Annotated in this window: 23 protein-coding genes and 2 pseudogenes; 15 read left to right on the forward strand and 10 right to left on the reverse strand. The window is 66.5% G+C overall.

The window, feature by feature from the left end:
• Nucleotides 1-70 precede the first annotated feature (70 nt).
• On the forward strand, nucleotides 71-688 hold the full coding sequence (locus tag ACHMXB_RS16305; RefSeq protein WP_395399978.1) for a uracil-DNA glycosylase: 618 nt from the start codon (nucleotides 71-73) through the stop codon (nucleotides 686-688).
• A 17-nt stretch (nucleotides 689-705) separates the two neighbouring features.
• Nucleotides 706-1,701 (forward strand): hypothetical protein, encoded by a 996-nt coding sequence (locus ACHMXB_RS16310; protein ID WP_395399980.1) that lies wholly within the window; start codon nucleotides 706-708, stop codon nucleotides 1,699-1,701.
• On the opposite strand, the gene ACHMXB_RS16315 is transcribed toward ACHMXB_RS16310, so the two are convergent.
• Both ACHMXB_RS16315 and ACHMXB_RS16320 read right to left on the reverse strand, forming a co-directional pair.
• Nucleotides 1,670-2,950: a type II toxin-antitoxin system HipA family toxin gene (locus ACHMXB_RS16315; RefSeq protein ID WP_395399982.1), complete on the reverse strand. Its 1,281-nt coding sequence runs from the start codon at nucleotides 2,948-2,950 to the stop codon at nucleotides 1,670-1,672. The genes ACHMXB_RS16310 and ACHMXB_RS16315 overlap by 32 nt on opposite strands.
• Complete coding sequence (locus tag ACHMXB_RS16320; protein ID WP_395399984.1) at nucleotides 2,947-3,300, reverse strand: type II toxin-antitoxin system Y4mF family antitoxin; 354 nt, start codon at nucleotides 3,298-3,300, stop codon at nucleotides 2,947-2,949. Before ACHMXB_RS16320 ends, ACHMXB_RS16315 begins: the two co-directional genes overlap by 4 nt.
• 209 nt (nucleotides 3,301-3,509) lie before the next feature.
• On the opposite strand from ACHMXB_RS16320, the gene ACHMXB_RS16325 reads away from it, so the two are divergent.
• The 9 genes and pseudogenes from ACHMXB_RS16325 (at nucleotide 3,510) to ACHMXB_RS16365 (ending at nucleotide 13,775) form a co-directional block, all read left to right on the forward strand.
• Entirely contained in the window at nucleotides 3,510-4,226 is a 717-nt protein-coding gene (locus ACHMXB_RS16325; RefSeq protein ID WP_395399986.1) for a FadR/GntR family transcriptional regulator, read from the forward strand.
• Between the two features lie 89 nt (nucleotides 4,227-4,315).
• Entirely contained in the window at nucleotides 4,316-5,374 is a 1,059-nt protein-coding gene (locus tag ACHMXB_RS16330) for an asparaginase (RefSeq protein WP_395399988.1), read from the forward strand.
• A gap of 9 nt (nucleotides 5,375-5,383) precedes the next feature.
• Nucleotides 5,384-6,817, forward strand: coding sequence for an aspartate ammonia-lyase (locus ACHMXB_RS16335; RefSeq protein ID WP_395399990.1), 1,434 nt, complete (start codon nucleotides 5,384-5,386; stop codon nucleotides 6,815-6,817).
• Nucleotides 6,818-6,855: 38 nt separating this feature from the next.
• Nucleotides 6,856-8,374 (forward strand): annotated as a pseudogene (locus ACHMXB_RS16340) (amino acid permease).
• Nucleotides 8,375-8,582: 208 nt separating this feature from the next.
• Nucleotides 8,583-8,831, forward strand: coding sequence for an SCO4226 family nickel-binding protein (locus ACHMXB_RS16345; protein WP_395399992.1), 249 nt, complete (start codon nucleotides 8,583-8,585; stop codon nucleotides 8,829-8,831).
• Nucleotides 8,832-9,064: 233 nt separating this feature from the next.
• Nucleotides 9,065-10,435, forward strand: coding sequence for a rhodanese-like domain-containing protein (locus ACHMXB_RS16350; protein WP_395399994.1), 1,371 nt, complete (start codon nucleotides 9,065-9,067; stop codon nucleotides 10,433-10,435).
• Between the two features lie 40 nt (nucleotides 10,436-10,475).
• On the forward strand, nucleotides 10,476-10,988 hold the full coding sequence (locus ACHMXB_RS16355; RefSeq protein ID WP_395399996.1) for a universal stress protein: 513 nt from the start codon (nucleotides 10,476-10,478) through the stop codon (nucleotides 10,986-10,988).
• A 109-nt stretch (nucleotides 10,989-11,097) separates the two neighbouring features.
• Nucleotides 11,098-12,414: an ATP-binding protein gene (locus ACHMXB_RS16360; protein ID WP_395399998.1), complete on the forward strand. Its 1,317-nt coding sequence runs from the start codon at nucleotides 11,098-11,100 to the stop codon at nucleotides 12,412-12,414.
• Between the two features lie 110 nt (nucleotides 12,415-12,524).
• Nucleotides 12,525-13,775 (forward strand): low temperature requirement protein A, encoded by a 1,251-nt coding sequence (locus ACHMXB_RS16365; RefSeq protein WP_395400000.1) that lies wholly within the window; start codon nucleotides 12,525-12,527, stop codon nucleotides 13,773-13,775.
• Nucleotides 13,776-13,784: 9 nt separating this feature from the next.
• Here the strand turns inward: ACHMXB_RS16365 and gluQRS are convergent, their stop codons facing one another.
• Entirely contained in the window at nucleotides 13,785-14,666 is an 882-nt protein-coding gene (gluQRS, locus tag ACHMXB_RS16370) for a tRNA glutamyl-Q(34) synthetase GluQRS (RefSeq protein ID WP_395400002.1), read from the reverse strand.
• Between the two features lie 371 nt (nucleotides 14,667-15,037).
• Here gluQRS and ACHMXB_RS16375 point away from each other — a divergent pair, with 371 nt between their 5' ends.
• From ACHMXB_RS16375 to ACHMXB_RS16385, 3 genes are all read left to right on the forward strand, one after another.
• Nucleotides 15,038-15,496 (forward strand): Lrp/AsnC family transcriptional regulator, encoded by a 459-nt coding sequence (locus tag ACHMXB_RS16375; protein WP_190243046.1) that lies wholly within the window; start codon nucleotides 15,038-15,040, stop codon nucleotides 15,494-15,496.
• A gap of 186 nt (nucleotides 15,497-15,682) precedes the next feature.
• The gene (locus ACHMXB_RS16380) at nucleotides 15,683-17,617 is read left to right on the forward strand and encodes an FG-GAP-like repeat-containing protein (RefSeq protein ID WP_395400004.1); all 1,935 of its coding nucleotides are present in this window, start codon (nucleotides 15,683-15,685) and stop codon (nucleotides 17,615-17,617) included.
• Complete coding sequence (locus ACHMXB_RS16385) at nucleotides 17,595-18,407, forward strand: FG-GAP repeat domain-containing protein (protein WP_395400006.1); 813 nt, start codon at nucleotides 17,595-17,597, stop codon at nucleotides 18,405-18,407. Before ACHMXB_RS16380 ends, ACHMXB_RS16385 begins: the two co-directional genes overlap by 23 nt.
• A 124-nt stretch (nucleotides 18,408-18,531) precedes the next feature.
• On the opposite strand, the gene ACHMXB_RS16390 is transcribed toward ACHMXB_RS16385, so the two are convergent.
• Nucleotides 18,532-18,987, reverse strand: a complete 456-nt coding sequence (locus ACHMXB_RS16390; RefSeq protein ID WP_111903033.1) for an Lrp/AsnC family transcriptional regulator — start codon at nucleotides 18,985-18,987, stop codon at nucleotides 18,532-18,534.
• Between the two features lie 104 nt (nucleotides 18,988-19,091).
• On the opposite strand from ACHMXB_RS16390, the gene ACHMXB_RS16395 reads away from it, so the two are divergent.
• Complete coding sequence (locus ACHMXB_RS16395) at nucleotides 19,092-19,739, forward strand: LysE family translocator (RefSeq protein ID WP_395400009.1); 648 nt, start codon at nucleotides 19,092-19,094, stop codon at nucleotides 19,737-19,739.
• A gap of 84 nt (nucleotides 19,740-19,823) precedes the next feature.
• Here ACHMXB_RS16395 and ACHMXB_RS16400 read toward each other — a convergent pair whose 3' ends face one another.
• The 6 genes and pseudogenes from ACHMXB_RS16400 to ACHMXB_RS16425 form a co-directional block, all read right to left on the reverse strand.
• Nucleotides 19,824-20,183, reverse strand: a complete 360-nt coding sequence (locus tag ACHMXB_RS16400; protein WP_395400011.1) for a nuclear transport factor 2 family protein — start codon at nucleotides 20,181-20,183, stop codon at nucleotides 19,824-19,826.
• Between the two features lie 62 nt (nucleotides 20,184-20,245).
• A complete protein-coding gene (locus ACHMXB_RS16405) occupies nucleotides 20,246-21,208 on the reverse strand; it encodes a hypothetical protein (protein ID WP_395400013.1) in 963 nt (320 codons plus the stop codon).
• A 26-nt stretch (nucleotides 21,209-21,234) separates the two neighbouring features.
• A complete protein-coding gene (locus tag ACHMXB_RS16410) occupies nucleotides 21,235-21,738 on the reverse strand; it encodes a DUF456 domain-containing protein (protein WP_395400015.1) in 504 nt (167 codons plus the stop codon).
• A gap of 139 nt (nucleotides 21,739-21,877) precedes the next feature.
• Nucleotides 21,878-23,083 carry an NADP-dependent malic enzyme gene (locus tag ACHMXB_RS16415; protein ID WP_395400017.1) on the reverse strand — a complete coding sequence of 402 codons (1,206 nt, stop codon included), beginning with the start codon at nucleotides 23,081-23,083 and terminating at the stop codon, nucleotides 21,878-21,880.
• A 288-nt stretch (nucleotides 23,084-23,371) separates the two neighbouring features.
• Nucleotides 23,372-23,953 (reverse strand): TetR/AcrR family transcriptional regulator, encoded by a 582-nt coding sequence (locus ACHMXB_RS16420; protein WP_395400019.1) that lies wholly within the window; start codon nucleotides 23,951-23,953, stop codon nucleotides 23,372-23,374.
• A 128-nt stretch (nucleotides 23,954-24,081) separates the two neighbouring features.
• Nucleotides 24,082-25,382: pseudogene (locus ACHMXB_RS16425) on the reverse strand (MFS transporter).
• Nucleotides 25,383-25,495 lie beyond the last annotated feature (113 nt).

Below are 25,495 nucleotides of genomic sequence, written 5' to 3' on the forward strand. Positions count from 1 at the left end.
CTTACCGTCAAAAGCGTAGAGTGGCCTAAGACGCCTGATTCTTGGACGCCATGCAGCTAAGGGAGAAATCGTGACGATTGACTGGGACGAAAAGAAAGCCCTGCTACAGGAACCGAACATCGCAGCAGTGACGCAACTGTGCGATGAACTTATGGAGAAGAAGCCGGGATCGACCGTTCCTTATATCGACCCCGTCCATGACGAGGACGAATGCCGGATTGTCAGCCTCCAGGTCAGCCCGGGCAAGGGCACCGAGTCCGGTTTCGTGTCTCATTTCAACGACGACGAGGCCGCGCGCCGGGCCACCCAGATCTACGAGCTCGCCGAGCTGGATCCGCGCTACGTCATGCCGTGGAACGCCTACCCCTGGGTGCGTGACCCGGACATGCCCTCGGCCCTCAGCATCCAGGAGAAGACCGACGGCCTGCGCCCCTTCCGGCAGTTCATGAAGATCAACAAGCGCGTCTCGGCCATCATTGCCCACGGGACCGACGCCGCCACCTTCCTGACACTCTTCGAGAAGACCTACCACTACTCACTTAAGAACAACGGCATCAAAATCTACAAGGCCAGCGCGCTCGGCGGGCGGGCCTTTGCTGTTTCCGAGGCCAAGCAGGAAGAACTCCTGACCAAGAGCGTGGACGTCTATAAAGACGCCATGCAGCGCGCAGGCATCCAGCACCTTTAGCTCCCGGTTTCCGCCCGGTGAGAGACGTACTCGACTGGTTGCTCGATTCCGACCCCTCGATCCGGTGGCAGGTCCTGCGCGACCTGACGGATGCGCCTGCCGAAGAGGTTCGCGCCGAACGTACCCGCGTGGCCGCCGAGGGCTGGGGTGCGCGGCTGCTCGCCCTGCAGGGCGGCGACGGCCAGTGGGACGGCGGCACGTTCTTCCCTGTGCCGTATGACGGCTCCGAGGCGGGCCAGCCGTGGACGGCCACGACCTACAGCCTCCTGCTCCTGCGGGACCTCGGGCTCGATCCGGGCAGTGAGGAGGCCCGTGCCGCGGTCCGGAAGGTGAGGGAGAACAGCCGCTGGGAGGAGGGCGGCCAGCCGTTCTTCGACGGCGAGGTTGAGCCCTGCATCAACGGCAAGGCCGTGGCCCTCGGAGCGTACTTCGGCGAAAATGTCGACGGGATCGTCCGGCGGCTCCTCGGCGAACAGCTCGACGACGGCGGCTGGAACTGCGAAGCGGAGCGGGGGTCGGTGCGCTCGTCCTTCGCAACCACCATCAACGTTCTGGAAGGGCTGCTGGAACACGAGCGGGCCACGGACGGAATCCCGGAATCGGTTGCTGCGCGGAAGCGGGGCGAGGAGTATCTGCTGGAACGTGCGCTGCTGCGGCGCAAAAGCACCAGAGAGCTGGTGGACCCGGACTGGCTGCAGTTTTCCTATCCAACCCGCTGGTTCTACGATGCGCTCCGCGGCCTGGACTATTTCCGGGACGCTTCCTTCCTGGACGCGGCCCTCAACGGCACGGGCGGAGTCCCGGACTGCCGGCTTGCCGAGGCCGTCGGCCTGCTCCGCTCAAAACGGCAGCCCGACGGAACCTGGCTGCTTGAGAACACCCACCCCGGACGCATCCACTTCGCCATGGAGGACGGCGACGGACGCCCCAGCCGCTGGAACACACTTCGGGCCCTGCGCGTCCTTAGCTGGTACGACCGCTTCACCCCTCCAACAGCCGCCGCCGGTGCTTGAGCTCCTTGACCCACGCCCTGGTGACCATGTCCGGAAAAGGCGAGGCGCCGCCGTCGTCCACTGAAACGGTGGCCGTTGCTGTAAACGCCGTTGAAGTGAAAGCCGTCCCGGCCTCCAAATCAGCCAGTAGCGGGCCGGCGGCCTTCAGGGCCAGATCCACCGCCTGCACGGCTGTACGATCCGGCAACCCGAGTCCCGTGGCCCAGGCCAGGAAGTGCTTGCGCGAGATGCCGCTGCGCTTGCCGCCGAGCGTCAGGGCGAGCGTCTTGTCACCATAGACCACTGTGGAGGGGATGTCGTAGACGGGCGCGATGGACCATTCCCCGTGCGGCTGCTGCACCATGGATACGTTTTTCGCGTGCAGGTCACCGTTGCCGCTGAGCAGTGCGAAGGCGGCCTGGATGGCGAGGTTCCGGAGCGCCGGCAGCGGTGCCGCGCAGTATTCGGCGAGCGCGTGGCACACCGTTCCGAACCCCACGTTGTACTTGTCCGCCGGGTACAGCTTCAGGACCTGCGCGCCGTCCTCGACGGCGAGTCGCTGCACCGCGTCCGGCCCGCCAGCCGCGCCGGCTGCTGTCCCGCCGGCCAGCGGCACGCGGTCGAACCGCTCCACCAGCAGCCCCGGCCGGCCGGCGACGTCGCGCATCAGCTGCACCCGGCTCAGCGGAATCCGCAGCTTCGCCGCGTAGCGGAACATGATGAACTCGTTCTCCACCACGTGCGGGAACTCGGGGGCGTTGAGCTTGAGGATGAACCGGCGCCCCGCGCTGGCCACGGGCATGGAAATCATTCCGGCGGAGAGCTTGTCCTGTACGCCGGCGAGCGCCACCGGGTCGATCAGGCCTGAATCGCCCAGCAGCTCGTCGAAGTCCACGGGCCTGCGCGGATCCACCTCGACGGCGTGCTCCTCCGGGTCCAGCGGTTCCCCGTGGCCCACGATCTGCACGTCACCCACCGGGTTGCCGCCGGCGGCAATGAGCAGCGAGAGGTCATCGTCCGCGCTGGTCTTGATGGATCGGCGCAGTGCGTTCAGCCGCCGGCCCTCCGGGAGCAGGCCGGTGAAGTACGGCGGTGCCGCCCCTGCCCCGGAGAGCACAGGTTCCGGTGACAGCGGAAGGGAACTGGCGACGGCGGGGCGGCCGCTTTGCAGGTAGGCGGGCAGATAGCTGAACCTGGTGCCGCCGTCGTGCCGTTCCAGCCGGGCGGCCAGGACACCCCGCTTGTAGATGTCCGCGATGCGGTGCGTCACGGCCCGTTCTCCCCTTCGCCGGGCAAGTTGCCTTCCAACGGAACGGACGACGGCGGAACGGACGACGGCGGTTGTGCCACCGGCAGCTGCGTCACCGTCAGCTCCGACGGCTGGGTCACCAGTGCGCGGGCGGCGGCGCTGGTCCGGGTGCCCAGCCCCAGCTCAAGCCCCAGTGTGTCCAGCAGTGCCAGCAGGGTGTCCAGCCGGAGGCTCGGCTTGCCCTGTTCCACGAAGCGGACAAAGCGCTCGGAGACTCCTGCCATGTCGGCGAGATCCTGCTGGCTCAGGCGAAGTTCGGCGCGCCGGGCACGGACGGCCGCGGCGAGGCCATCATGGAATGATTCACCCAAGACACACCTCCGCAGCAATTAGGAACGATCGTGCCGGTTTGTTCGCAGGTCCCACGCTACGCCGGACCACTGCACGTGCACAAGAGTGGAATCGGAACGGACGTACCGATCAGGAATTGCGCCACCCTCCCGGGCGCGCGTCCTTAATGTCTGGACCCGTTCAAGCTTCTGGTTGACACCTACCTGTGACCCGTGCCATATTCTTAATCGTGAACCTGTCAGACAGCCGGACAGCCGGACCGCAAAGCGGCGCAAGCTCCTTTCCGCTGGCGCGCCTCAGCGCAGCCGAAGCTGTCTTCAACGCCATCCGCGGGGACATCCAAAGCGGAGCGCTGGGTGTTGGCGCGAAGCTCAGCTCCGAAGCATCTTTGGCCTCGCAGTACGGCGTCAGCCGCTCGGTGATCCGGGAGGCCCTGCGTTCCTGCACCGCCCTCGGCCTGACCGTAACCAAGACCGGCCGCGGCACGTTCGTCGTCGCCGACCAGGTGGCCAACGACCTCGTCCTGGGCCAGTTCTCGGCACGGGACCTGACCGAGGCCCGGCCCCACATCGAAGTCCCCGCCGCCGGCCTCGCCGCCGAGCGCCGCACCGCCGAGGACCTGGAAACCCTCCGCGGCGTGATGGCGTCCATGGCTGCGGAAAACGATCCAGAAGCCTGGGTCGCCCTCGATTCCAGCTTCCATGCAGCCATCGCCCGCGCCAGCGGCAACAAAGTGTTCGAAAGCGTCGTGGCGGATATCCGCGACGCCCTCGCCCACCAGTCCGAAACCCTCAACATGGTGGCCGACCGCCAGCACGCCTCCGACGTCGAACACCGCCTCATCCTCAATGCCATCGAAGCCGGCTCCGCAGCAGACGCCAGTGCCGCCATGGCCGAACACCTGCGCGCAGTCGGCGAAGCTCTCGACTCCATCCTTAGCCAGTAAGCGCCCGAGCCCTGCTCGGCACCAGCCCCACCCACTTCCTGCACGGACACACCCAACTCAACAGATCAACACCCAACGTAGAGGACACCATGCCTTCCCCCGCCATGCCGGCAAGCCACCCCCTTTCCGCGCCTCCCGCAGCAGCGATCCTGCCGCGGCACGAGCCCCTTGCCTTCCAGACCCGCGACGGGCTGGTCGAAAGCGTCCACTACGGCTCCCTGATCGCCACCGCGCCCGACGGCCGCACCCTGCTCTCCGCCGGTGAACCCCACGCCGCGTTCTACCCCCGGTCCTCCCTCAAGCCCCTGCAGTCCGTGGCCATGGTCCGGGCCGGGCTGGACCTGCCCGCCGACCTGCTGGCCCTCACCGCAGCGAGCCACTCCGGCGCAGCGCGGCACCTTGACGGCGCCAGCCGCATCCTGGAACTCCACGGACTCACGCCCGCAGCCCTCGAAAACAGCTCCGACCTCCCCTACGGCGTCCGCGAGCGCGAGGATTACCTGCGTGATGGCGGCCAGCCCACGCAACTGGCCCAGAACTGCTCCGGCAAGCACGCTGCCATGGCTGCCACCTGCGTGATCAACGGCTGGCCGGTGCAGGGCTACCTGGACCCCTCCCACCCGCTGCAGAGGCTCGTCGCCGAAACCGTCACCGACCTGACCGGCGAGGAACCCGCCGGCGTCAGCACCGACGGCTGCGGCACCCCGCTGTTCGCCCTCACCCTTGCCGGCATGGCCCGCGCCTTCGGCCGCCTCGCCTCCGCCGAATTGGCCGACGGTGCGTCCGCCCCCGAAAGCCCGGAAGCCGCCGTCGCGCATTCCATGCGCCGCCATCCGGAAATGGTGGCGGGCGAGGGCCGCGACGTCACGGACCTCATGCGCCTGCTGCCCGGCGCCCTGGCGAAGGACGGCTTCGAAGGCATCCAGCTGGTGGGGCTGCCGGACGGACGCGCCATCGCCGTCAAAATTTCCGACGGGGGTGACCGGGCCCGCATGCCCGTCACCGTCCGCGCGCTGGAAGCGCTCGACGTCGACACCTCCGCCCTTGCGGGCATCGCCACCGGTGCGGTCCTCGGCGGCGGCCGCCAAGTGGGCCTGCTGCAGGCCGCAGACTTTTCCTCCCTGTCCCCGACCGACGACGTTCTCTAAGGACTCCAGATGACCGAAATCCAAACCCTGCCGGATTCCCCTTCCCTGGCCGGCGTGCGCTCCGAGCATGACCTGCTCGGTGACCGCGACATCCCCGCCGCCGCTTACTGGGGTGTCCACACGCTCCGTGCTGTGGAGAACTTCCCCATCACCGGCCAGCCGCTCTCCAGCAACATGCACCTGGTCCGCGGCCTCGCCGCCGTGAAGCTGGCCGCAGCCCGCACCAACCTGGAATTAGGGCTCCTGGACGCCGAACGAGCCGCGGCAATCGAACAGGCCTGCACAGACGTGATGAACGGGGAACTCAGCGAGCAGTTCGTCGTCGATGTGATCCAGGGCGGCGCGGGAACGTCGTCGAACATGAACGCCAACGAGGTGATCGCCAACCGGGCGCTGGAAATCCTTGGCCACCCCAAGGGCGACTACGCCCGGCTGCACCCCAACGACCACGTGAACCTCAGCCAGTCCACCAACGACGTCTACCCGACAGCGGTGAAGCTCGGCACCATCTTCGCCGCCCGCCAACTGCTCTCCGCACTGGCGGAACTCGAGGAAGCGTTCGCGGAAAAGGCCATGGAGTTCCGCACAGTGGTAAAAATGGGCCGCACCCAGCTCCAGGACGCCGTGCCCATGACGCTGGGCCAGGAATTCGGTACCTACGCCGTGACCATTGGCGAGGACCGGCAGCGGCTGGCCGAGGCGGACCTGCTCATCCACGAGATCAACCTCGGCGCCACAGCGATCGGCACCGGCCTGAACGCCCCCGCCGGCTACGCTGAGGCCGCCTGCCGGCACCTGGCGGAGATCACCGGACTGCCCCTGGTCACCGCCGTCGACCTCATCGAGGCCACCCAGGACGTGGGCGCGTTCGTCCACCTGTCCGGCGTGCTTAAGCGTGTGGCCGTCAAACTGTCCAAGATCTGCAACGACCTCCGCCTGCTGTCCTCCGGACCGCGCGCCGGCCTCGGCGAGATCAACCTTCCCGCCGTCCAGTCCGGATCGTCCATCATGCCCGGCAAGATCAACCCGGTGATCCCGGAAGTGGTCAGCCAGGTGGCCTACGAAGTCATCGGCAACGACGTCACCATCACCATGGCCGCCGAAGCCGGGCAGCTCCAGCTCAACGCCTTCGAACCCATCATCGTGCACAGCCTGCACAAGAGCATCTCGCACCTCGAAGCAGCCTGCCGCACGCTCACGGCCCGCTGCGTCCGCGGCATCACCGCCAACACCGAACGGCTGCGCCTCACCGTGGAACAGTCCATCGGCCTGGTGACAGCCCTCAACCCGCACCTCGGGTACGCCAGCGCCACCGCCATCGCGCAGGAAGCCCTCGCCACCGGCAAGGGCGTGGCCGAACTGGTCCTTGAACACGGCCTGCTCACCGAAACCCAACTGCAGGAGCTGCTCAGCCCCGAGCGCCTGGCGAACCTCAGCAAGTAGCAAGATTCCTTCCCCCAACAGGAAATCAAAGGACTCCCATGAGTAACCAACCCATCACTGACCATACGGTTCCGGCCCAGGCGCATGCCACGGAGAACCTTCTTCATGCCGAGGACAAGGGCTATCACAAGAGCCTGAAGCCGCGGCAGATCCAGATGATCGCCATCGGCGGCGCGATCGGCACCGGCCTGTTCCTCGGCGCCGGCGGCCGGCTCAACGCCGCCGGCCCGTCCCTGGTCATCGCCTACGCCGTCTGCGGCTTCTTCGCCTTCCTGATCCTGCGCGCCCTCGGCGAACTGGTCCTGCACCGGCCCTCGTCCGGCTCGTTCGTCTCCTACGCCCGCGAATTCTTCGGCGAAAAAGCAGCCTTCGTCTCCGGCTGGTTCTACTGGATCAACTGGGCCACCACCACCATCGTGGACATCACCGCCGCCGCCCTCTACATGAACTTCTTCGGCAACTACATCCCCTGGATGGCCGACGTACCCCAGTGGGTCTGGGCCCTGACAGCCCTCGTCGTCGTCCTCTGCCTGAACCTCGTCTCCGTCAAGGTCTTCGGCGAAATGGAATTCTGGTTCGCCATCATCAAGGTCGCCGCCCTCGTCGCCTTCCTCCTCATCGGCACCTACTTCGTCATCTTCGGCACCCCCGTCCCCGGCCAGGAAACCGGCTTCAGCCTCATCACCGACAACGGCGGCATCTTCCCCAACGGCATCCTGCCCATGATCATCCTCATGCAGGGCGTCCTGTTCGCCTACGCCTCCATCGAACTCGTCGGCACCGCCGCCGGCGAAACCGAAAACCCCGAAAAAATCATGCCCAAGGCCATCAACTCCGTGGTCTTCCGCATCGCCGTGTTCTACGTCGGCTCCGTCATCCTGCTGGCCCTGCTCCTGCCCTTCACCTCCTACCAAAAGGGCGTCAGCCCCTTCGTGACGTTCTTCGGCTCCATCGGCATCCAGGGCGTGGACGTCATCATGAACCTCGTGGTCCTCACCGCCGCCCTGTCCTCCCTCAACGCCGGCCTCTACTCCACCGGCCGGATCCTGCGCTCCATGTCCGTGGCCGGCTCCGCCCCCCAAGTTCGCCCAGCGCATGAACAAAGCCGGCGTCCCCTACGGCGGCATCGCCATCACCGCCGGCGTCTCCCTGCTCGGCGTCCCGCTGAACTACCTCGTCCCCTCCCAGGCCTTCGAGATCGTCCTGAACATCGCCTCCGTGGGCATCATCGTCACCTGGGCCACCATCGTCCTGTGCCAGATCCAACTCAAACGCTGGGCAGACAAAGGCTGGCTCAAACGCCCCTCCTTCCGGATGTTCGGCGCCCCCTACACCGGCTACCTCTCCCTGCTGTTCCTCACCGGCGTACTGGTCATGGTCTTCATCGACTCACCCCTCACGCTCCTGGTCACCCTCATCGCCATCGCCCTCATGACCGCCGGCTGGTACGCCTGCCGCAAACGCATCCACGAGATCGCCGAAGCCCGCGAAGGCTTCACCGGCATGTCCCCCGTCATCGCCAACCGCCCCACCCCGGGCTCAGCTGACCGGATCTAAACCCGCAGCTCACCCTCGCGGCAACAGCAGCGCGCCGCTGAGCGCGAACGGACATTTGAGGCCCCAGTCCGAGGGCCTCAAGTGTCCGTTCGCGGTTAAGCAAGTGCAGCCTTTCCCGGATCCTATTGACGCCCGGTTGGGGCAGGTCTAGTCTCATGCGCATCCCCGGGCTCACATCGAAATCAAAGAAGATCAAGGGAGAGTCACCATGCCAGAATTCATGGACGTCCACCGGAACATGAAAGGCATTACCAAGGAGGATCTGCTGGCGGCCCACAATGCCGACCTTGCAATCCAGGACGACGAAAAGGTCAACTTCAAGTCAGCTTGGGCGGACCCCGAGTCAGGGCACGTCTACTGCCTCTCGGAAGCGCCCTCGGCTGAGGCTGTGCAGCGCATTCACGAGCGGGCCGGGCACCGCGCAGACGAGGTGCACCCCGTTCCGCTGAGGGTCTGAGCCCCGGGGCGCCCCCTGCCACGCATTTTTGTACCGCTTTCCCGTGTCGGCTGAACCTTTGGCCGCGGCAACGCGGGCGCGCACACTCGGGGGGCACGGTGAAAGTGGTGCAGAAATGCCAGGCGTCCTGCGCCGGGCAGGTTCCTTCTGCTGCCATTCGGCCTACCATGGAGGCATCCGGGGCGAGGCCCGCGATGAGCGCTGCCTCCACGGTGCGTCGAAGGGCCGGACGAATGGACGTCGTTGTCATCGAAACCCCGCAGCTCGGGGACCGCAGCTACCTGGTCCATGACGGCCGCGTGGCGCTGGTGGTTGATGCCCAGCGGGACACGGACCGCATCGAGGAGGCCGCGAGGAACGCCGGCGTGCGGATCACCCACGTCGCCGAAACCCATGTCCACAACGACTACATCACCGGCGGCCTGATCCTCGCCCGCGCCCACGGCGCCACGTACCTGGTGAACGCCGCGGACCAGGTGGCCTACGAGCGCGAGCCGGTTGAGGACGGCCAAACGGTCCAGATCGGCCGGCTCACGCTCCGGGCAGTGGCCACTCCGGGGCACACCCACACGCACCTGTCTTACGTTGTCACGGACGGTCCGGACCGGGCCGTGTTTTCCGGCGGCAGTTTGCTCTTCGGATCCGTGGGCCGCACCGATCTTCTCGGTCCCGGAGACACCGCCGGGCTGACACAGGACCAGTACACATCCGTCCACCGGCTCGCGGACGAGGCCGGACCCGATGCCGCCCTCTACCCAACCCACGGGTTCGGCTCGTTCTGCTCGGTCGGACCCGCCGCGCGTGCTGAGATGTCGACCATTGCGGAGCAGCGCGACACCAACCACGCGTTGGCGGACCCGGATCCCGAGCACTTCGCGTCCGAGCTCATGGCCAACCTCTCCGCGTACCCCTCCTATTACGCCCACATGGCCCCCATCAACATGACCGGCCCAGAGCCCCCGGTTCTGGGCCTGCCGGAGCCACTCGGCGCCGCTGAGCTGACGGAGCGGCTGGCGAAAGGCGAATGGGTGGTGGACCTGCGCCACCGCGTGCTGTTCGCCAGCAACCACCTGCGGGGCACCGTCAGCTTCGAATACGGCTCGGGGCGAAGCTTCAGTTCCTACCTCGGCTGGGTTCTCCCTTGGGGCGAAAAGCTGACGCTCGTCGGCGGCCGCGAGGATCTGCAAAACGCCATCCGTGACCTTTCCCGCATCGGCATCGATCGCCCCGACGCGGCGGTGGGAACTGAACCGGGCGAACTCGCGCCGGGAGCCCCCGTCGCCTCCTATCCACGGGCTGGCTGGCCCGCCGTCGTTCATGAAAAGCCCGACGGCGACCCCGTACTGGACGTGCGGCGCAGCGACGAGTTTGCCACCTCGCACGTGGCGGGCGCCGTTAACGTGCCGCTGCATGAACTGCTGGACCGCCTAAGCGAACTGCCCGTGGGCTGCCTGTGGGTGCACTGCGCCACGGGCTACCGCGCCGGCGTTGCGGCCAGCCTGCTGCAGCGGGCCGGACGGGACGTGGTGCAGATCGATGCCCGCTTCCGGGACGCCGCGGCCGCCGGGGTGGCCTTGCAGATGCAGCCGCTGCAGCGGCGGTGAAGTCCAAAGTTCAAAGTCGAGGTTGCAAAGGAGAACAACGATGGATGCTGAACGCAAAGTGGTTGTGGGCGTGGACGGCTCGGACTCCTCAGTGGAGGCCCTCCGTCTGGCGGCGCGGCTGGCACCGGGCCTGGATGCTCATGTCCATGCCGTGGCCTGCTGGCATTTCCCGGAGATGTATGCCGGATACATCCCCCCGGATTTCGAGGCGTTCGGGGCTTCGGCTGCCAAGATCCTGGCCCAGTCCATCGAGAAGGCGTTCGGTCCGGACGTGCCGGAGACCCTGACCAGTGAACTGGTGCGGGGTCCGGCTCCGGCCACACTGGTGGAGGCGGCCACCGGAGCGGCGATGCTGGTGGTGGGGCGCAGGGGTCACGGCGGATTCATGGGCCTGCATCTCGGCTCGGTGAGCACCGCCTGCGTAGCGCACGCCGAATGCCCGGTCCTGGTGGTGCACACCAAGGATGACCAGGAGCGCACGCACCATTTCCGCAGGGGCGCCGCTTCCAAGGACGCACACAGGGACGCCTCCGTGGACACAGCCACGCGCTGACCCCTCCGCGTAACGCAACGCACATGCAACCCCGTGCCGGCGCGCGATCGCCTATGCTCGGCTGAGCAGCTCAGAACTGGCTCAACGTCGAACCACGGGAGACAACCTCATGACCAACTGGCGGATCCGGGACTTCCACTCCGCGGACCTGGACGGAATCCTGCACCTCTGGGAGTCGCTGAAGGCCACCAACGTCGAGCCTGTCTACGCGCTCTCGGAGGTGCTGGCATCGTGCGAGAAGGACCATGCCGTGGTGGCCGTCCTCGGCGACCAGGTCGTGGGCGCTGCCGTCGGCCGTGCAGCGCATGATCAGGGCTGGGTCGTTTTCCTGGCCACCCTGCCGGAATTCCGCGGCCGGGGCATCGGCACTTCCCTGCTGGCCGCCGTCGAAAACCGGATGGCGCCGCACGGACTGAACAAGCTTTCGGCCCTGATGCCCGAGTCCGAGACCCGGGTGGAAGCCTTCCTGAGCCGCGGCTTCGTGCTCAAGAAAAACCTGCGCTACTTCGAGCGCACCATCCCCGTGCAGCGCCAGGAACTCGAGCCACTGGGCCTGCTGGGCGGGCGCATCCTGGCGCGGGACTTGTGGGAGAACGTGGCGGGCATGCGCCGGGAGAAGGAACTCCTGGAGCGCCGCCTTGTTCTGCCGCTGGCCGAGGCGGACCTCGCCGACGAATTCGGTGTGGTGCCGCCACGGGCCGTCGTGCTGTTCGGGCCCCCGGGTACCGGCAAGACCACCTTCGCCAAAGCCATCGCCTCCCGTCTTGAGTGGCCCTTCGTAGAAGTCTTTCCCTCCCGGCTGGCCTCCGACCCCAAGGGACTGGCAGGCGCACTGCGGGAGACGTTCCTGGAGATCTCGGAACTCGAGCACGCCGTCGTATTCATCGACGAGGTGGAGGAGATCGCCTCCCAGCGCGCCGGGGACCCGCCGTCTCCCCTGCAGGGCGTCACCAACGAACTGCTCAAGATCATCCCGGCCTTCCGCGAACAGCCCGGCCGCATCCTGGTCTGCGCCACCAACTTCATCCGCGCCCTCGACTCCGCCTTCCTGCGGCACGGCCGGTTCGACTACGTGATTCCCATCGGCCTCCCGGACCGGCAGGCCCGACAAGCCATGTGGCAGCGCTTCATCCCCGCCGCCGTCGTGGACGACGTGGACGTGGAGCAGCTGGTGGACCGCACCCAGGGCTTCTCCCCCGCGGACATCGAGTTTGCGGCGCGCAGCGCCTCCCAGCGTGCGCTGGAAAAGGCAGTCTACGACGACGGCGGGCTGGCGTCCGGGGGCGGCGTGTCCGTCCGCGAGGCGGTCCGGAAGGGTCCCGCCACGCAGGACTACCTCGACGCCATCGCGGACACCCGCACTACCGTCAGCGATGAGGTGCATCAGGAGTTCCTCGAGGACATCGACGCCCTCGGCCGCGTGTAGCCAAAGCGCTGCGGGCAAAGCAACGCGGGGTCAGATACAGCCCAATTCCGGGCCCGGATTGGGCGCTATGTGACCCCGCGTTGCAATCGGGGGACGCTACTGTTTGATTCATGCCCTCTAATCCGCTTCGGCACGCCGTGGCCCGCATGGGCGGCCGGGATCCGCACCAGCCGCACCGGACAGCCACCCCACTGGAACTCTTCTTCGACCTGACCTTCGTGATCGCCTTCGGTGTGGCCGGCAGCCAGTTCGCCCACGAGATCGCGGAAGGACACTTCGGCGCCGGGCTGCTCGGCTTTTCCTTCGCGATGTTTGCCGTGATCTGGGCGTGGATCAATTTCACATGGTTCGCCAGCGCCTACGACACCGACGACTGGGTGTTCCGGGTGGTCACCATGGTTCAGCTGCTCGGTGTACTGATCCTGGCGATGGGCATCGAACCCATGTTCCACTCCCTGGTGGAGGGGCGGAACGTGGAGAACACGGCCATCGTCGGCGGCTATGTCGTCATGCGGCTGGCTTTGGTCTTTCAGTGGCTGCGCGCTGCCCGGCAGGATCCGGCCCGCAGGCAGACGTGCCTGCGCTACGCGGGCTACCTGGCGGTGGTCCAGCTTGGGTGGATCGCTGTGCTATTCATCCAGGCGGACGTCGCCACCACCTTCCTGATGATTGCACCGCTGTATGTCCTGGAGCTGGCCACTCCGTACGCCGCCGAGCGGAACGCCGCCACGCCCTGGCACGCCCACCACATCGCCGAACGCTACGGCCTGCTGGCCATCATCGCGCTCGGCGAATGCCTGATCGGTGCGGTCGAGACACTCCGGGCCATCGTGGCCAACCATGGCTGGTCGGTTGATGCCGCCCTGGTGGGTTTCGGCGGCACCGCGCTGGCCTTCAGCATGTGGTGGATTTACTTCATCCTGCCCGCCGGCCGGGCACTGCACCTGCAGCGGCACCGTTCCTACTTTTTCGGTTACGGCCACATCCCAGTTTTCGCCGCAATCGCCGCCACGGGCGCTGGCCTGCACGTCGCCGCGTACTACATCGACCACGCAGCCCACATAAGCGCCGTCGTCGCAGTCGCCAGCGTCGCCCTTCCCGTGGCGCTGTTCAAGGTCTCGCTCACGGCACTCTTCAGCGTCATGACGTGCCTCGACCGCACCCTCATCGCCGTCACCACCGGGGTGGTGGTTGTGCTCGCGGGAAGCGTGGCACTGGCGGCCGCTGGCGTCTCGGTTCCCGTCTGCCTGCTTGTCATTGTTGCGGCGCTCGGTGCCTCGATCGTCATCGATGAGCGGCGGAGCACGGATCTCCTGCACGCGGCTCTGGCGAAGCTGGAGCAGCGGTCCAAGACCGCCTGACGCGCTCCGCTACGCCCCCGGCCAGACCCACGGATCGCGCGGAAGGCCGGCGGGCGAAAACCCCTGGAGGGCGGTCTCCAGAGACCCAGCAGGGAGGCCCAGCGATTCCAAAATGATGCTCTGCACCGCTTCTGCGGGGATTCCGACGGCGGCAAGGTCGGCCATGGTTACGGCGCCGTCCCGCTTTGCCAGGCGGGCGCCGTCGGCGTTCACCACCAGCGGCACGTGGGCATATTCCGGAACTGGCATACTCAACAGCGAGGCGAGATATGCCTGCCGGGGTGTGGACGGCAGAAGGTCGTCGCCGCGAACCACCTGGTCTATGCCCTGCTCGGCATCATCCACGACGACGGCCAGGTTGTACGCCGTCACACCGTCGTTCCGGCGCAGGACAAAGTCGTCCACGACGCCCGTGAACGTCCCGTGCAGCACGTCCTCCACCGTCCATTCGGCCACGGAGGAACGCAGCCGGATCGCGGCCGGACGGGTGGACCGCTTGAACTCGAGCTCCGCTGCCGACAATCTTCTGCATGTGCCGGGATAGGCCCCCTGCGGCGCATGCGGCGCGGAGGGTGCCTCCAGGATCTCACGGCGGGTGCAGAAGCATTCGTACGTCAGCCCTGCCGCGGCCAGCCGTCCGATGGCCGCCGTGTACAGCGGTTCGCGGTCCGTCTGGCGCACCACCGCACCGTCCCAGGTCACACCGACGGCCGCCAGGTCCCGAAGTTGCACGGCCTCAGCCCCTGCCCGCGCGCGGTCGAGGTCCTCGACGCGCAGCAGAAACCGCCGCCCGGTGGAACGGGCAAAGAGCCAGGCAAGGATTGCCGTCCGGAGGTTTCCCACATGGAGCTCACCGGACGGGCTCGGCGCGAAGCGGCCAGCGCAAGTCATGCCATCCACCCTATGCCGAACACCACAAGAGCCCCTCAGCTACCGCGCTCCGGGCGTTGGCCGGGGATCGGTGGCTCAGGGGCTCTTGCCGTGCCTGTCCTGAACGGAACTGCGTTCCGGAATTCGAGGCACTTCCTGCGGAAAGACGAATGCGTGAACAAGTGTCAATCAGCGGCTGCCTCTTTGCGGGAAGCGTGGTCCAGGGGGCCGGGTGGTGTGCCGGGAGCCTGTAGCCTGCTGGCTGCGGGGGGTAACCGTTGCCTGCGTTGCCACTATCTGAGCAGAAGACTTACAGTAGGCGCAACGGGCACTCAACCGACTGATCAATCTGACCAGTTGTACGCGCCTTAACCGGACAGGAAGTGATCAGATTGCAGGAGCTCGACGCCACCGACCGGAGGATCCTTTCGGCCTTGGACGAGGATCCGCGCCTGCCCATCATGGTCCTGTCGCAGCGGCTGGGCCTGGCCCGCGGAACTGTACAGTCGCGCCTGGAGCGGATGACGGCGTCGGGCGCCCTCCGGCCTAACAGCAGCCGTGTGCTGCCTGCAGCGCTGGGCCGCGGCGTTGCCGCCGCGGTCAGCGCCGAACTGGACCAGAGCCACCTCAATGAGGCCATCGCTGCGCTGCGCGAAATCCCTGAAGTGCTGGAGTGCCACGCCCCTGCCGGCGACACGGACCTGCTGATCCGGGTGGTGGCCACCAGCCCTGATGACCTGTACCGGGTCTCCGAGGAGATACGGCTATGCCCGGGAATCGTGCGGACGTCCACCAGCATGTTCCTGCGCGAGGTGATTCCCTACCGGACTACGGGCCTCCTAGAGCACTGACTAAACCCCCCTCTGAGTGGCGCTCCGATACTGCGCAAATCAGTGGGGAAAACTGCGGATATTCCGGGGGCTGTCCTGCGGTGGCAGCTATAACCTGATTCAGCATCTGCCGCAGCGCTGGGCACGCAGCGGGTGCATTGTTCACTCAGGGTCTCCGCCGGGGGGTCGGTCTCAATAAGGAACTCAATGCGCTCTTTTTCCCGTTCAATCGCGTCGGTCACCGGCTTGCTGGTTCTCGCCGCGGGCCTCGTCTCGCTTCCTGCCGCTGCCTCGGTGGCTGCCACAGATCCTGCCGCGGGCAGCACCGCCTTGCCGGTGGAGTCCCCGACAGAACAGGAGCACCACGGATACGAATCCGCGCCAGGTGTGCCGATGGACGGGCTGCCTTCCGGACTGGCCCTGCAGACCGAGGCGGGGGTGACCGCTCCCGTTCCAATCACGGTCAAACTCGTCGTGGCCACCCTCGTCGATAACAAGTCCGTCGTTCCGATGGCCCAGGCCGAATCGGCTGTGACGGCCTCCAGCAACTACTGGAAGGCGATGTCCGCCGGCCGCATCTCCATGACCGTCACCGAGCGGGCCACTTGGGACTCCAAGACGGCGAGGTCGACTGACTCGTACTACGACATGATCAACAAGATCACGAGCGAGCTGAAGTGGACCTACAGCGCCAACAAGGCGCTCGTGATCTTTGTGCCCAGCGCCACGCTCGGCGGCGGCGCCCTAGGCGCCGGCTACAGCAGCAACGGCAACAGCGGCCGGGTGCTGATGCCGAAGATCAGCGGCTTCACCAGCAGCGTGATCGCACACGAGTTCGGGCACGTCCTGGGATCCATGCACGCCGACGCCCTGCAGTGCAGCAGCGGCGTTTCGGACGTGGGCGTCACCAGCACCGGGCAGTTCACCGATTCCTCCTGCTATATCCGGGAATACGGCGACAGCACCGACCTGATGGGGCTGTCCAGCTACAACATGCCGGTGATCAGTTCGCCGTTCTGGGAAGCCAGGGGCCTGGGCAATGGCGCTGACGTCCGCGACCTCGGTGTGGCTTCCGGCGTGAAGAGCTACACGCTGAAGCCCTGGGGCGATACGAAGCTGGCCTACCGCGCAGTGAAATTCACAGATCCGGTCAGCCGGGAGATCTACTACCTTGAGCTCCGCCAGCCGGTCGGCTACGACACCTACTTGGCCAGCGGGCCCGCGGGCAACCGGGGCGTCAAGGTGGTCCAGCGCGGCGGTGCCACCCCCTCCTCCTCGCTGGACCTGATGCCGTCCACCGTTCCCTTCAGCGGGTACTACGCCACCAATCACACCTGGCAAGCCGGCCAGACCTTTGTAACGCACGCGGGAACACGGGTCAGCATCAAATCCGTGACAACAACGTCCGCCATCGTTACCATCGACGCCGACCCCTCCCTGCACACCAAGTTCCAGTTCTCGGCCGGTGATTTCAACGGGGACGGCCGGGCGGATGTCTTGTCCCGCGAAACCGACGGTTCGCTGCAACTGCTGCCCGGCCTGGCGGGAAACAAAATCGGGCCGGCAGCAAGGCTGGCCGGTGGCTGGAACATCTTCAACACTGTTATCGGGGATGCTGACTACACAGGAGACGGACACGCGGACGTACTCGGGCGCACCTCCGAAGGTGTCCTATGGCTATACCCCGGCAACGGGCAGAATGGCTTCCTTCCCCGCATTCGGATTGGTGCTGGCTGGCAGATATTTGAGCGCATCGTTGCACCCGGGGACCTGACGGGCGATGGGAAACGCGATCTGGCTGGCATCAAGCCAGACGGCACGCTCTGGCTGTACCCGGGAACGGGTACCGGCGGCTTTCCCACAACAAAGCAGGCGGGATCCGGTTGGAACGCCTTCACGGCAGTTGCCCCAGCGAGTGGATTTGGCGGTGACCGGGGAGGACTGATGGCCCGCACCAAGGACGGGACGCTTTACTTCTATCCCGGCAACGCCATGGGAGGATTCCTCGCGCCCACGCGGCTCGGGGGGCGGATGGGCCGCATTCAAGGACTTCATCGGAGGCCACGACTTCAATGGGGACGCGAAGACGGACCTTCTGGTTACGACCTCAGCGGGTGCCATGACCGTGTATCCGGGCAATGAAACGGGCCGTTTTGCCACCAGAATTTCTGTGGGTACCGGCTGGGATAAGTTCCGGCAGGTGTGGGAGGCCGGCGACGCCACTGGTGACGGCATTCCCGATGTCTTCGCCCTGACGACGCAGGGCACCTTGTGGCTTCACCCAGGCAACGGTTCCGGGAGCTTCCAGCCGGCCAGGCAGCTGAATTCCGGGTGGCAGACTTACGACCAGATTTTTACTGCCGGAAACTTTGACGGAGCAGGCGGTCCCGACCTGATTGCCAGGGCGGCCGACGGGGTGCTCTGGACCTATCCCACCGATGGGAAAGGAAAACTCCTTCCGAGAAAATTGCTGGCGACGTCTTTGAAGGGATTCACCAGGTTTCTTTCGCCCGGTGATTTCACGGGCGACGGCAGGAGCGATCTGCTCGCGCAGTCAGCTGACGGCCGGCTTTCGCTCTACCCGGGCAACGGCATCGGAGGCCTCCAGGCTCCCCGGTCACTCGGGATGGGGTGGGACGCCTTCAACCAGATCGCTGCCGCCGGCGACTTTACCGGAGATGGGAAGAACGACATAATGGCCCGAACCACCGACGGTGTCCTGTGGCTCTATCCGGGTAATGGCACCGGCGGCCTCCTTCCGCGCACGCAGCTCGGCAGTGCCTGGAACATGTACAAAGCGATAGCTAACGTTGGCCGCCTGGCGGGAACCAGCAGCCCCGGCATGATCGCCGTTGCACCGGACGGACTCCTGTGGCTTTACTCGGGCAACAGAGGTGGAAACTTCCAAGCGTCCACCCTGAATCCCCGCTGAGCACGGGAGACAGTTAGGCGCGAACGGACACTTAGGGCCCCGGATCCACTCGGATCCGGGGCCTCAAGTGTTAGTTCGCGCCAGCGGAATGTTCGCGTTCGGGGACGACGGCGGGCACGCCTCCTCAGACGGGCGGGCCTGCGTTGGATTTCAGGTTCTTCATCACCAGGGTTGAGGTCAGCCGTTCGACGCCCGGAAGGACCGTCAACTCGCTGTCGTAGAAGCGCTGGTACGAGGGCAGGTCCGCCGCGATCACCTTGAGCAGGTAGTCCGGGGAACCGAACAGCCGCTGCGCCTCCACAATGTTCGGGTTTTCAGCCACCCGACTCTCGAAGATCTCCATGGTGGGGCGGTCCACCTGCCGGAGCGTCACGAACACAATCGCCTCAAAACCGAGCCCGACGGCGGCCGGGTCGATGTCCGCTTTATAGCCGCGGATCACGCCGGACTGCTCGAGGTCCCGGAGCCGGCGATGGCACGGGGCCACTGTGAGCCCCACCTTGGCGGCCAGCGCCGTGGCAGTCATTCTGCCGTCTTCCTTGAGGTGACGCAAAATGTTTCTGTCGATATGGTCGATCACGCAAAAATCTTACTCCCCGGACCGCGATCCGGGCGAAATGGGCGAGCACTTCTGGTTGCGTTTTGCCTAGGCTTTTCTTACAGCCCAACACGCAGGAGCCCGCCATGAATCCCCAGCTTTTCCTCGCCTTCATCGTGGTCGCAGCCGCCCTCGCCTGCACCCCCGGGGTGGACTGGGCCTACTCCATCACTGCGGGCCTGGGCCGCCGCAGCTTCGTGCCCGCCGTGGCGGGGCTGTGCAGCGGTTACGTACTGCACACCCTGCTGATGGTCGCCGGACTCGCGGCAGTCCTGGCCAGCATGCCGGGCCTGCTGGGCTGGATCACTGTGGCCGGTGCCGTCTACCTGCTCTGGCTGGGGACGGTCACCATCAGGTCATGGCGAGGTGCGAGCTTCACGGCAGCTGCCGCCGTCGGGAATCCGGGGCAGAACCAGGTCCGGTCCTTCTTCCAAGGCATGGGGACCAGCGGCATCAATCCCAAGGGCCTGCTGTTCTTCCTGGCCCTCGTGCCGCAGTTCGTCAGTGCCGACGCGCCGCTGCCCGTGCCGGTACAGTCCGGACTGCTGGGACTGACCTTCGTGCTGCTCGCGGCCCTCGTGTACACCTGCGTTGCCCTGCTGTCGCGGAAACTGCTGCAGTCCCGGCCGAACGCGGCCCGCCGCGTGACGCTGACCAGCGGCATCATCATGGTGCTCCTGGGCGCCGCTCTGCTCTCGGAGCAGCTGCTGCCAGCCCTGGACAGGTTCGTATAGAGGCAAATTCGTATAGGAGCAGGTTCGTACAGAGCCAGCTCCGCAGAGGACCCGGGCCGCCCAGAAGCCGGCCCGGCGGCAGTCTCAGACCTTCTGCTCCATGAACCACTCGGCAAAGCTCGAGGCCCGACCGTCGGAATCGAGCCGGATCACCCAGAGGTTTTCGTAGTTGGGGCGGTCATCAAGGTACGTGGTGCGGCCCTGCACGAAGGCGAGGTCGCCGTCGGACGCCAGCAGAGACCATTCGAACGTCCAGTCCTCAGGCTGGTCCGCCGACCGGATCCAGCGCTCCACGATCTGTTCGCGGCCGCGCCACGGGTCGGGGTCGTAGGGCCGCGTGGCGTACACGGCATCCTCGGTGAAGAGGGCCCCGATGTCTTCGGGGTCATTCGTGGTCCATGCCGCGACGTATTTGTCCATCCACTGCCTGATTGCGTCAGTCATGGGTCCGTTGTATCGCGGCCCCGCACTGCCCACAAGGGCCCACTGCCCCACCGGGTCTCGCCTCAGTCCCCGCCGAACTGCTTCCACTTCTGTTCCCACGCCCGGCGCGCTTCGATGTCCTTCCGGATGATCTCGAAGGTTTCGAGCTCCGGCTGTTTGCTTCGCTGCCAGTCCCTCGGATTGAGGGACTTCCGCCCGTTGTCCAGCAATATCAGGGCGCGGTCGGTCAGGGCGTCATTGCGCAGGGACAGGCTGGTCTTCTGCCGCCGCAAAACTTCCTTGAGTGCCTGCTGAGCCTGGCTGTGGGCGCCGAGCCGGCGGAGGGAGCGCGCCCGCACCAGGAGCAGCGCCGCGGAGAGGTCGTCGGCATTCAGCAGGCCTTCCGTCCAGACCACCACCTCCTGGTCCCGGCCCAGGGCGGCGGCAAGCGCACATCTCGCCAGCGCGGTGGGCAACGACGGCGGCAACCTGACCAGCGTTTCAAGTGCCGCCTCGGTCTGTCCCGTTTCCCGGAGGGAATGGGAGAGCGCAAGGAAAACCGACTCCTCGCTGAACAGCACCGGCACCACGACGCGTTCGGCCACCTCTACCCGGGTGACCACGTGCGTGAGGTAACTGGCGGCGAACTGGTTCGCCTCGTCGTCGTTCCTGATGGATAGCCCGCGCTGCAGGAGCTCAGCGGCGCGCAAGTAACCGCCCTGCTTATAGGCGAGCAGACCGGCCATCACGGAGCAGAGCCCTGCCCAGCCGGGATAGGCGCGGCCAGCGGCGATAAGCCTGTTGGGGTCGGTGTTGGAGAAGATGGCGTCGTACACGGTCCTGGCCGCTTTGCCGGGCAGCAGCTTGAGGCGCGGAACGCTGCCGTCCACACTGATCCGGGAGTCCCCTCCCCCGAGGACGCCGTGGATCAGCCCGCCCATGCCCTCGGCTATTTCGCGCACCGGGGTGCGGACCTTGCCGCCGCCGAACGGTGTGAGGTCGCGCGTGTCGCGGTAGATCGGTCCTGGAAACTCCCCCGCGCTCATTCCACCATGCTAATAGCGGGACGGAACTAAGCCGAGGCGGCGCCCACCCAGACGCCTACCACCCAGGTGCTGGCCGCGAGGCAGGCCAGGCCGAACTCAGCGAGCATTCCCAGGCCCGTGGCCTTCAGGGCGGCCCAGCTGGAGGTCAGGGCGGCCCGGAAGTTGCGGGTGCGCAGGACTTCGCTGAGCAGCAGCCCGGCGGCAAAGCCCACGAACAGGCCCACCACGGGAATGATGAACATGCCGGCAATGCCCAGCACAAACCCGACGGCGACGCTCCGGTTGGGAATCCGGTGCTCCTTCAGCTTGCGGCCGGCGAGGACGGCGCTGGCCGCCATGCCTGCCAGCACAAACACCATGCCCACGGCGAAAACCACCCAGCCGGTCACGCCCTCGCCGCCCCAGATTGCCCACGCCAGCAGGCTGAGGCCGATCAGGAAACTGCCGGGCAGGACAGGGATGACGGTGCCGGCAACGCCAACCAGGATGGCCAGGCCGCACAGGACGGTCACGAGGGTTTGGGCGTTCATGCCCCCAGTCTAGGGCGGGGCAGCCTGGGGCTTGGTCCGCGGAGCGCGGACATGCCGGGAACGACGACGGCGGCGCCTCCCCAGCACGGGAGGCACCGCCGTCGGGCTTCAGTCAGCCCTTTTCAGTCCGCTTTTGGTGTCAGACTGCGTCCGCTTCGACGGCCGCGGCGACCGCGGCCGTGACGGCCGGCGCCACGCGCGGGTCCAGCGGGCTGGGCACAATGTAGGACGCGGACAGCTTGTCATCGGCCAGTTCGGCAATGGCGCGGGCTGCGGCAACCTTCATCGCCGGCGTGATGCGGCGCGCGCCGGCGTCCAGGGCGCCGCGGAAGATGCCGGGGAACGCCAGGACGTTGTTGATCTGGTTGGGGAAGTCGCTGCGGCCGGTGGCCACCACAGCGGCGTACTTGGAGGCGACCTCAGGCAGGACTTCGGGGTCCGGGTTGGACAGCGCGAACACGATCGAGCTGTGGTTCATCAGCTTCAGGTGCTCCTCGTCCAGCTTGGACGAGGACACGCCGACGAAGACGTCAGCACCCAGCAGGGCCTCCCCGGGGCCGCCTGAAATGCCGCGCGGGTTGCTGCGCTGCGCCATCTGGGCCTTCTTGCTGGCGGGATCGGCGGCGATGTCGGCCCGCTCGGAGTTGATCACGCCGCGGGAATCCAGCAGCACCACGTCCTCGATGCCCGCGGTGAGCAGGATCTCCGCGATGGCGATGCCTGCGGCGCCGGCACCCGAAATCACCACACGGAGCTCCTCGAGCCCGCGGCCGGTGACCTTGGCGGCACCGGTCAGTGCGGCGAGGACCACGACGGCGGTGCCGTGCTGGTCGTCGTGCATGACCGGGCAGTCCAGGGCTTCGATGAGCTTTTCTTCCAACTCGAAGCAGCGCGGGGCGGCGATGTCCTCGAGGTTGACGGCGCCAAAGCTGGGGCGCAGCCGGACGAGGGTCTCCACGATCTCGTCCACGTCGGTGGTGTCGAGGACCAGCGGGATGGAGTCCAGCTCGCCGAAGGCCTTGAAGAGGGCGGACTTGCCTTCCATGACGGGCAGCGAGGCGCTGGGGCCGATGTTGCCCAGGCCGAGGACGGCCGTGCCGTCGCTGACGACGGCCACGAGGCGCTGGGCCCAGGTGTGGCTCTTGGCGAGTTCCGGGTCAGCGTGGATGGCGCGGCTGACCTGCGCGACGCCTGGCGTGTAGGCGATGGAGAGGTCCCGCTTGTTGCTGAGGGGAACGGTGCTGGCGATGGAAAGTTTGCCGCCCTCGTGGGCAGCGAAGATCTCCTGGTCAGTCAGCTCTGCGGCTGCGCTGGTGTCATTCGGAGCGATGGTTTCAGTGGACACGTCGTTGTCTCCTGTGGCTAGCCGTGGGCGCACGGCACAGTATGGCTCGAGCATCGGGGCTCAAGATGGTCAGGTACGCGCTTTGCTGGCGGCCCAAGGGTGCGGGTTCCGCCGGAAAGCCTGGGGAGGTGCGGGGTACTGGCCACTCCGGTAGTGCCATGTTAGACAGGACAAAGGCCCACTTCCTGCCAAATCCGGCCTATTGGAGGAAATAGGGCGCGTTTAAAACTGATTTGTGGCTTAATTCACCGCTTTTCCGGCCTTTTATGACCTGCCGGTCTAGACCGGTTACGCGCTATTCCGCGCCAAGCGGAATGCCGGCATCAGCAGCGTGCAGGCCTTCTTCAGGTCTTCCTCGGCCTCGAACAGCGAAAGCCTGCGGCAGCGCACCGACTGGACTAGACCGGTGACCGTCAGCAGCAGAACCCGGGCGATGGCCGGATCGCCGCACACAGCCGTGACGGCGCGTTCCGCCAGGGAATCGGTCTCGCGGAGCAGGCCGGTGGTGTCGCGGTCCTTGAGGTACACGCCTTGGCTCAGGCACTGTTCCACGGCGGGTTGCATGACGCGCATGTGGAAGATCTCCATGGCCACGCCGGAGAGGGCGTGGATGCGGACGGGCCCCGGCCCGGTCCCGGTCTTCAGCTCGCCGAGCTGGTGCCGGTAAAGGGCCAGCATCAGGTGTGTGGCGGAGGGGAAGTAACGGTACAGCGTGCCGAGCGGAACGTTTGCCTGCGCGGCTACCTCCGAGAGGGTAACGGCCTTGAGGCCCTTCCGCGCAAAGCCGGCGGCAACCTCCAGGATCCGGTTATAGCGGCGCTGCTGCCGGGGAAGGGTGGGCGGGGCGGCCATGGGCGGAAGATCAGGCATAGAGTCAAGCATCATCAGTCCGGAGGTTGGGATTCCTGGTGCAGTCAGGAAGAGCCCCATTCCCGGTCCTGCCGCGAGTCGCACTCCACTATACGGCACCCATCCTTTGGGTTCCCTGGGAGCGGTAGCTAGGCGACGCCCTTGATCTTCACCACGAACACGGCGCCCAGGGCGCCGATGACGGCGGCTGCTACGTAGAGAGATACGTAACCTCCCCACATGGTGACGAACGGCCACGCGAGTACCGGGGCGATGACCTGCGGCAGCGAGCTGGCGATGTTGATGACGCCCAGGTCCTTGCCCCGGTCGGCAGCGTTGGGGAGCACCTGGGTGATAAGCGCGAAGTCCACGGCGAGGAACGCGCCGAACCCGATGCCCAGCACGCATGCGCCGATGATGCCGCCCGTCCAAGTGGGCGCGAAGGCGAGGATCAGCGATGCCAACGCAATGATCGCGGAGGATGCGATCACCAGGGGCTTGCGTTTGCCCGTCCTGTCGCTGAGCCTGCCGCCCACCACGCTGGTGATGATCACGAACACTGCGTAGAGGCCGGTCAGCACCAGCACGCCGAAGGCAGGTTCGAGGCCCGTGGTCTCCTTCAGGTGCACTGCATCGGCCAGGAAGAAGATCAGGTACATGGTGACCATGTGGTTGCCGATGTTGACCAGCAGCCGGGTGGTCCATGCCCAGGCGAAGTCAGGGTGCCTGAGCGGCGTGATGAATTCGAGCAGGAAGTTGCGCCAGGCTATTGGCCGGGCAGCCCCTGCCGGGAGCGGGTCGTCGTCACTCTTGATCAGGTACAGCACGACGCCCGCCACGAGGGCCGCCGCACAGACGATGTAGCCCAGCGCAAAGTTTCCGCTGACGACCGCGGCAATCACCGCGCCCACCAGGATCCCGACCGTTTGTCCCATGGCCGCCAGCCCGCCCACAGTCGCGCGCTGCGGGACGGGGACGCGGTCCGGAATGGCGGCGAAGATCGCGGCATAGGCGCCGTTGCAGCCGGCTTGGACCAGGCACCACAGCAGCGTCATCACGGCGACGTTCGGCGCCCCCGCCAGGCCCACCAGCGCGGCGGCACCAAGGACGGCGCCTGCCAGCACCCACGGCACGCGCCGGCCGAAGCGGGACACCGTGCGATCGCTGAAGGCGCCAAAGAGCGGATTGGCCACCAGCGACACCGCCGCGCCGGCACCTGTCACCAGCGCGAGGATGGCTTCCTTCTGCCCTGGATCGAAGTGTTCCGCCTGCTGGGCGAGGAGCACCTGGATGGGGCCGAAAAGGCCGCGTTGATGCCCAGGTTGACCAGCACTACGCCCGTGATCCACAGGGACCTGACTCGCTCCGTCGGTTCAGCGATCGCGGCGGAGCGCTGGGTGCCCACCAGGCCAGGATCGGGTACCGCACCGGGTGTGTCGGACAGGCTCATAGCGGTCTCCCCCTGGAACTTCGTGATGATGGAATCAGACTATCGTGGGAGCCAACAGCAACGCGGGGTCACTTACGGCCCAATCCGGGCATGACATCGGGCGTTAAGTAACC

The organism is Arthrobacter sp. UC242_113, from assembly GCF_044054585.1.
Lineage (GTDB): Bacteria > Actinomycetota > Actinomycetes > Actinomycetales > Micrococcaceae > Arthrobacter.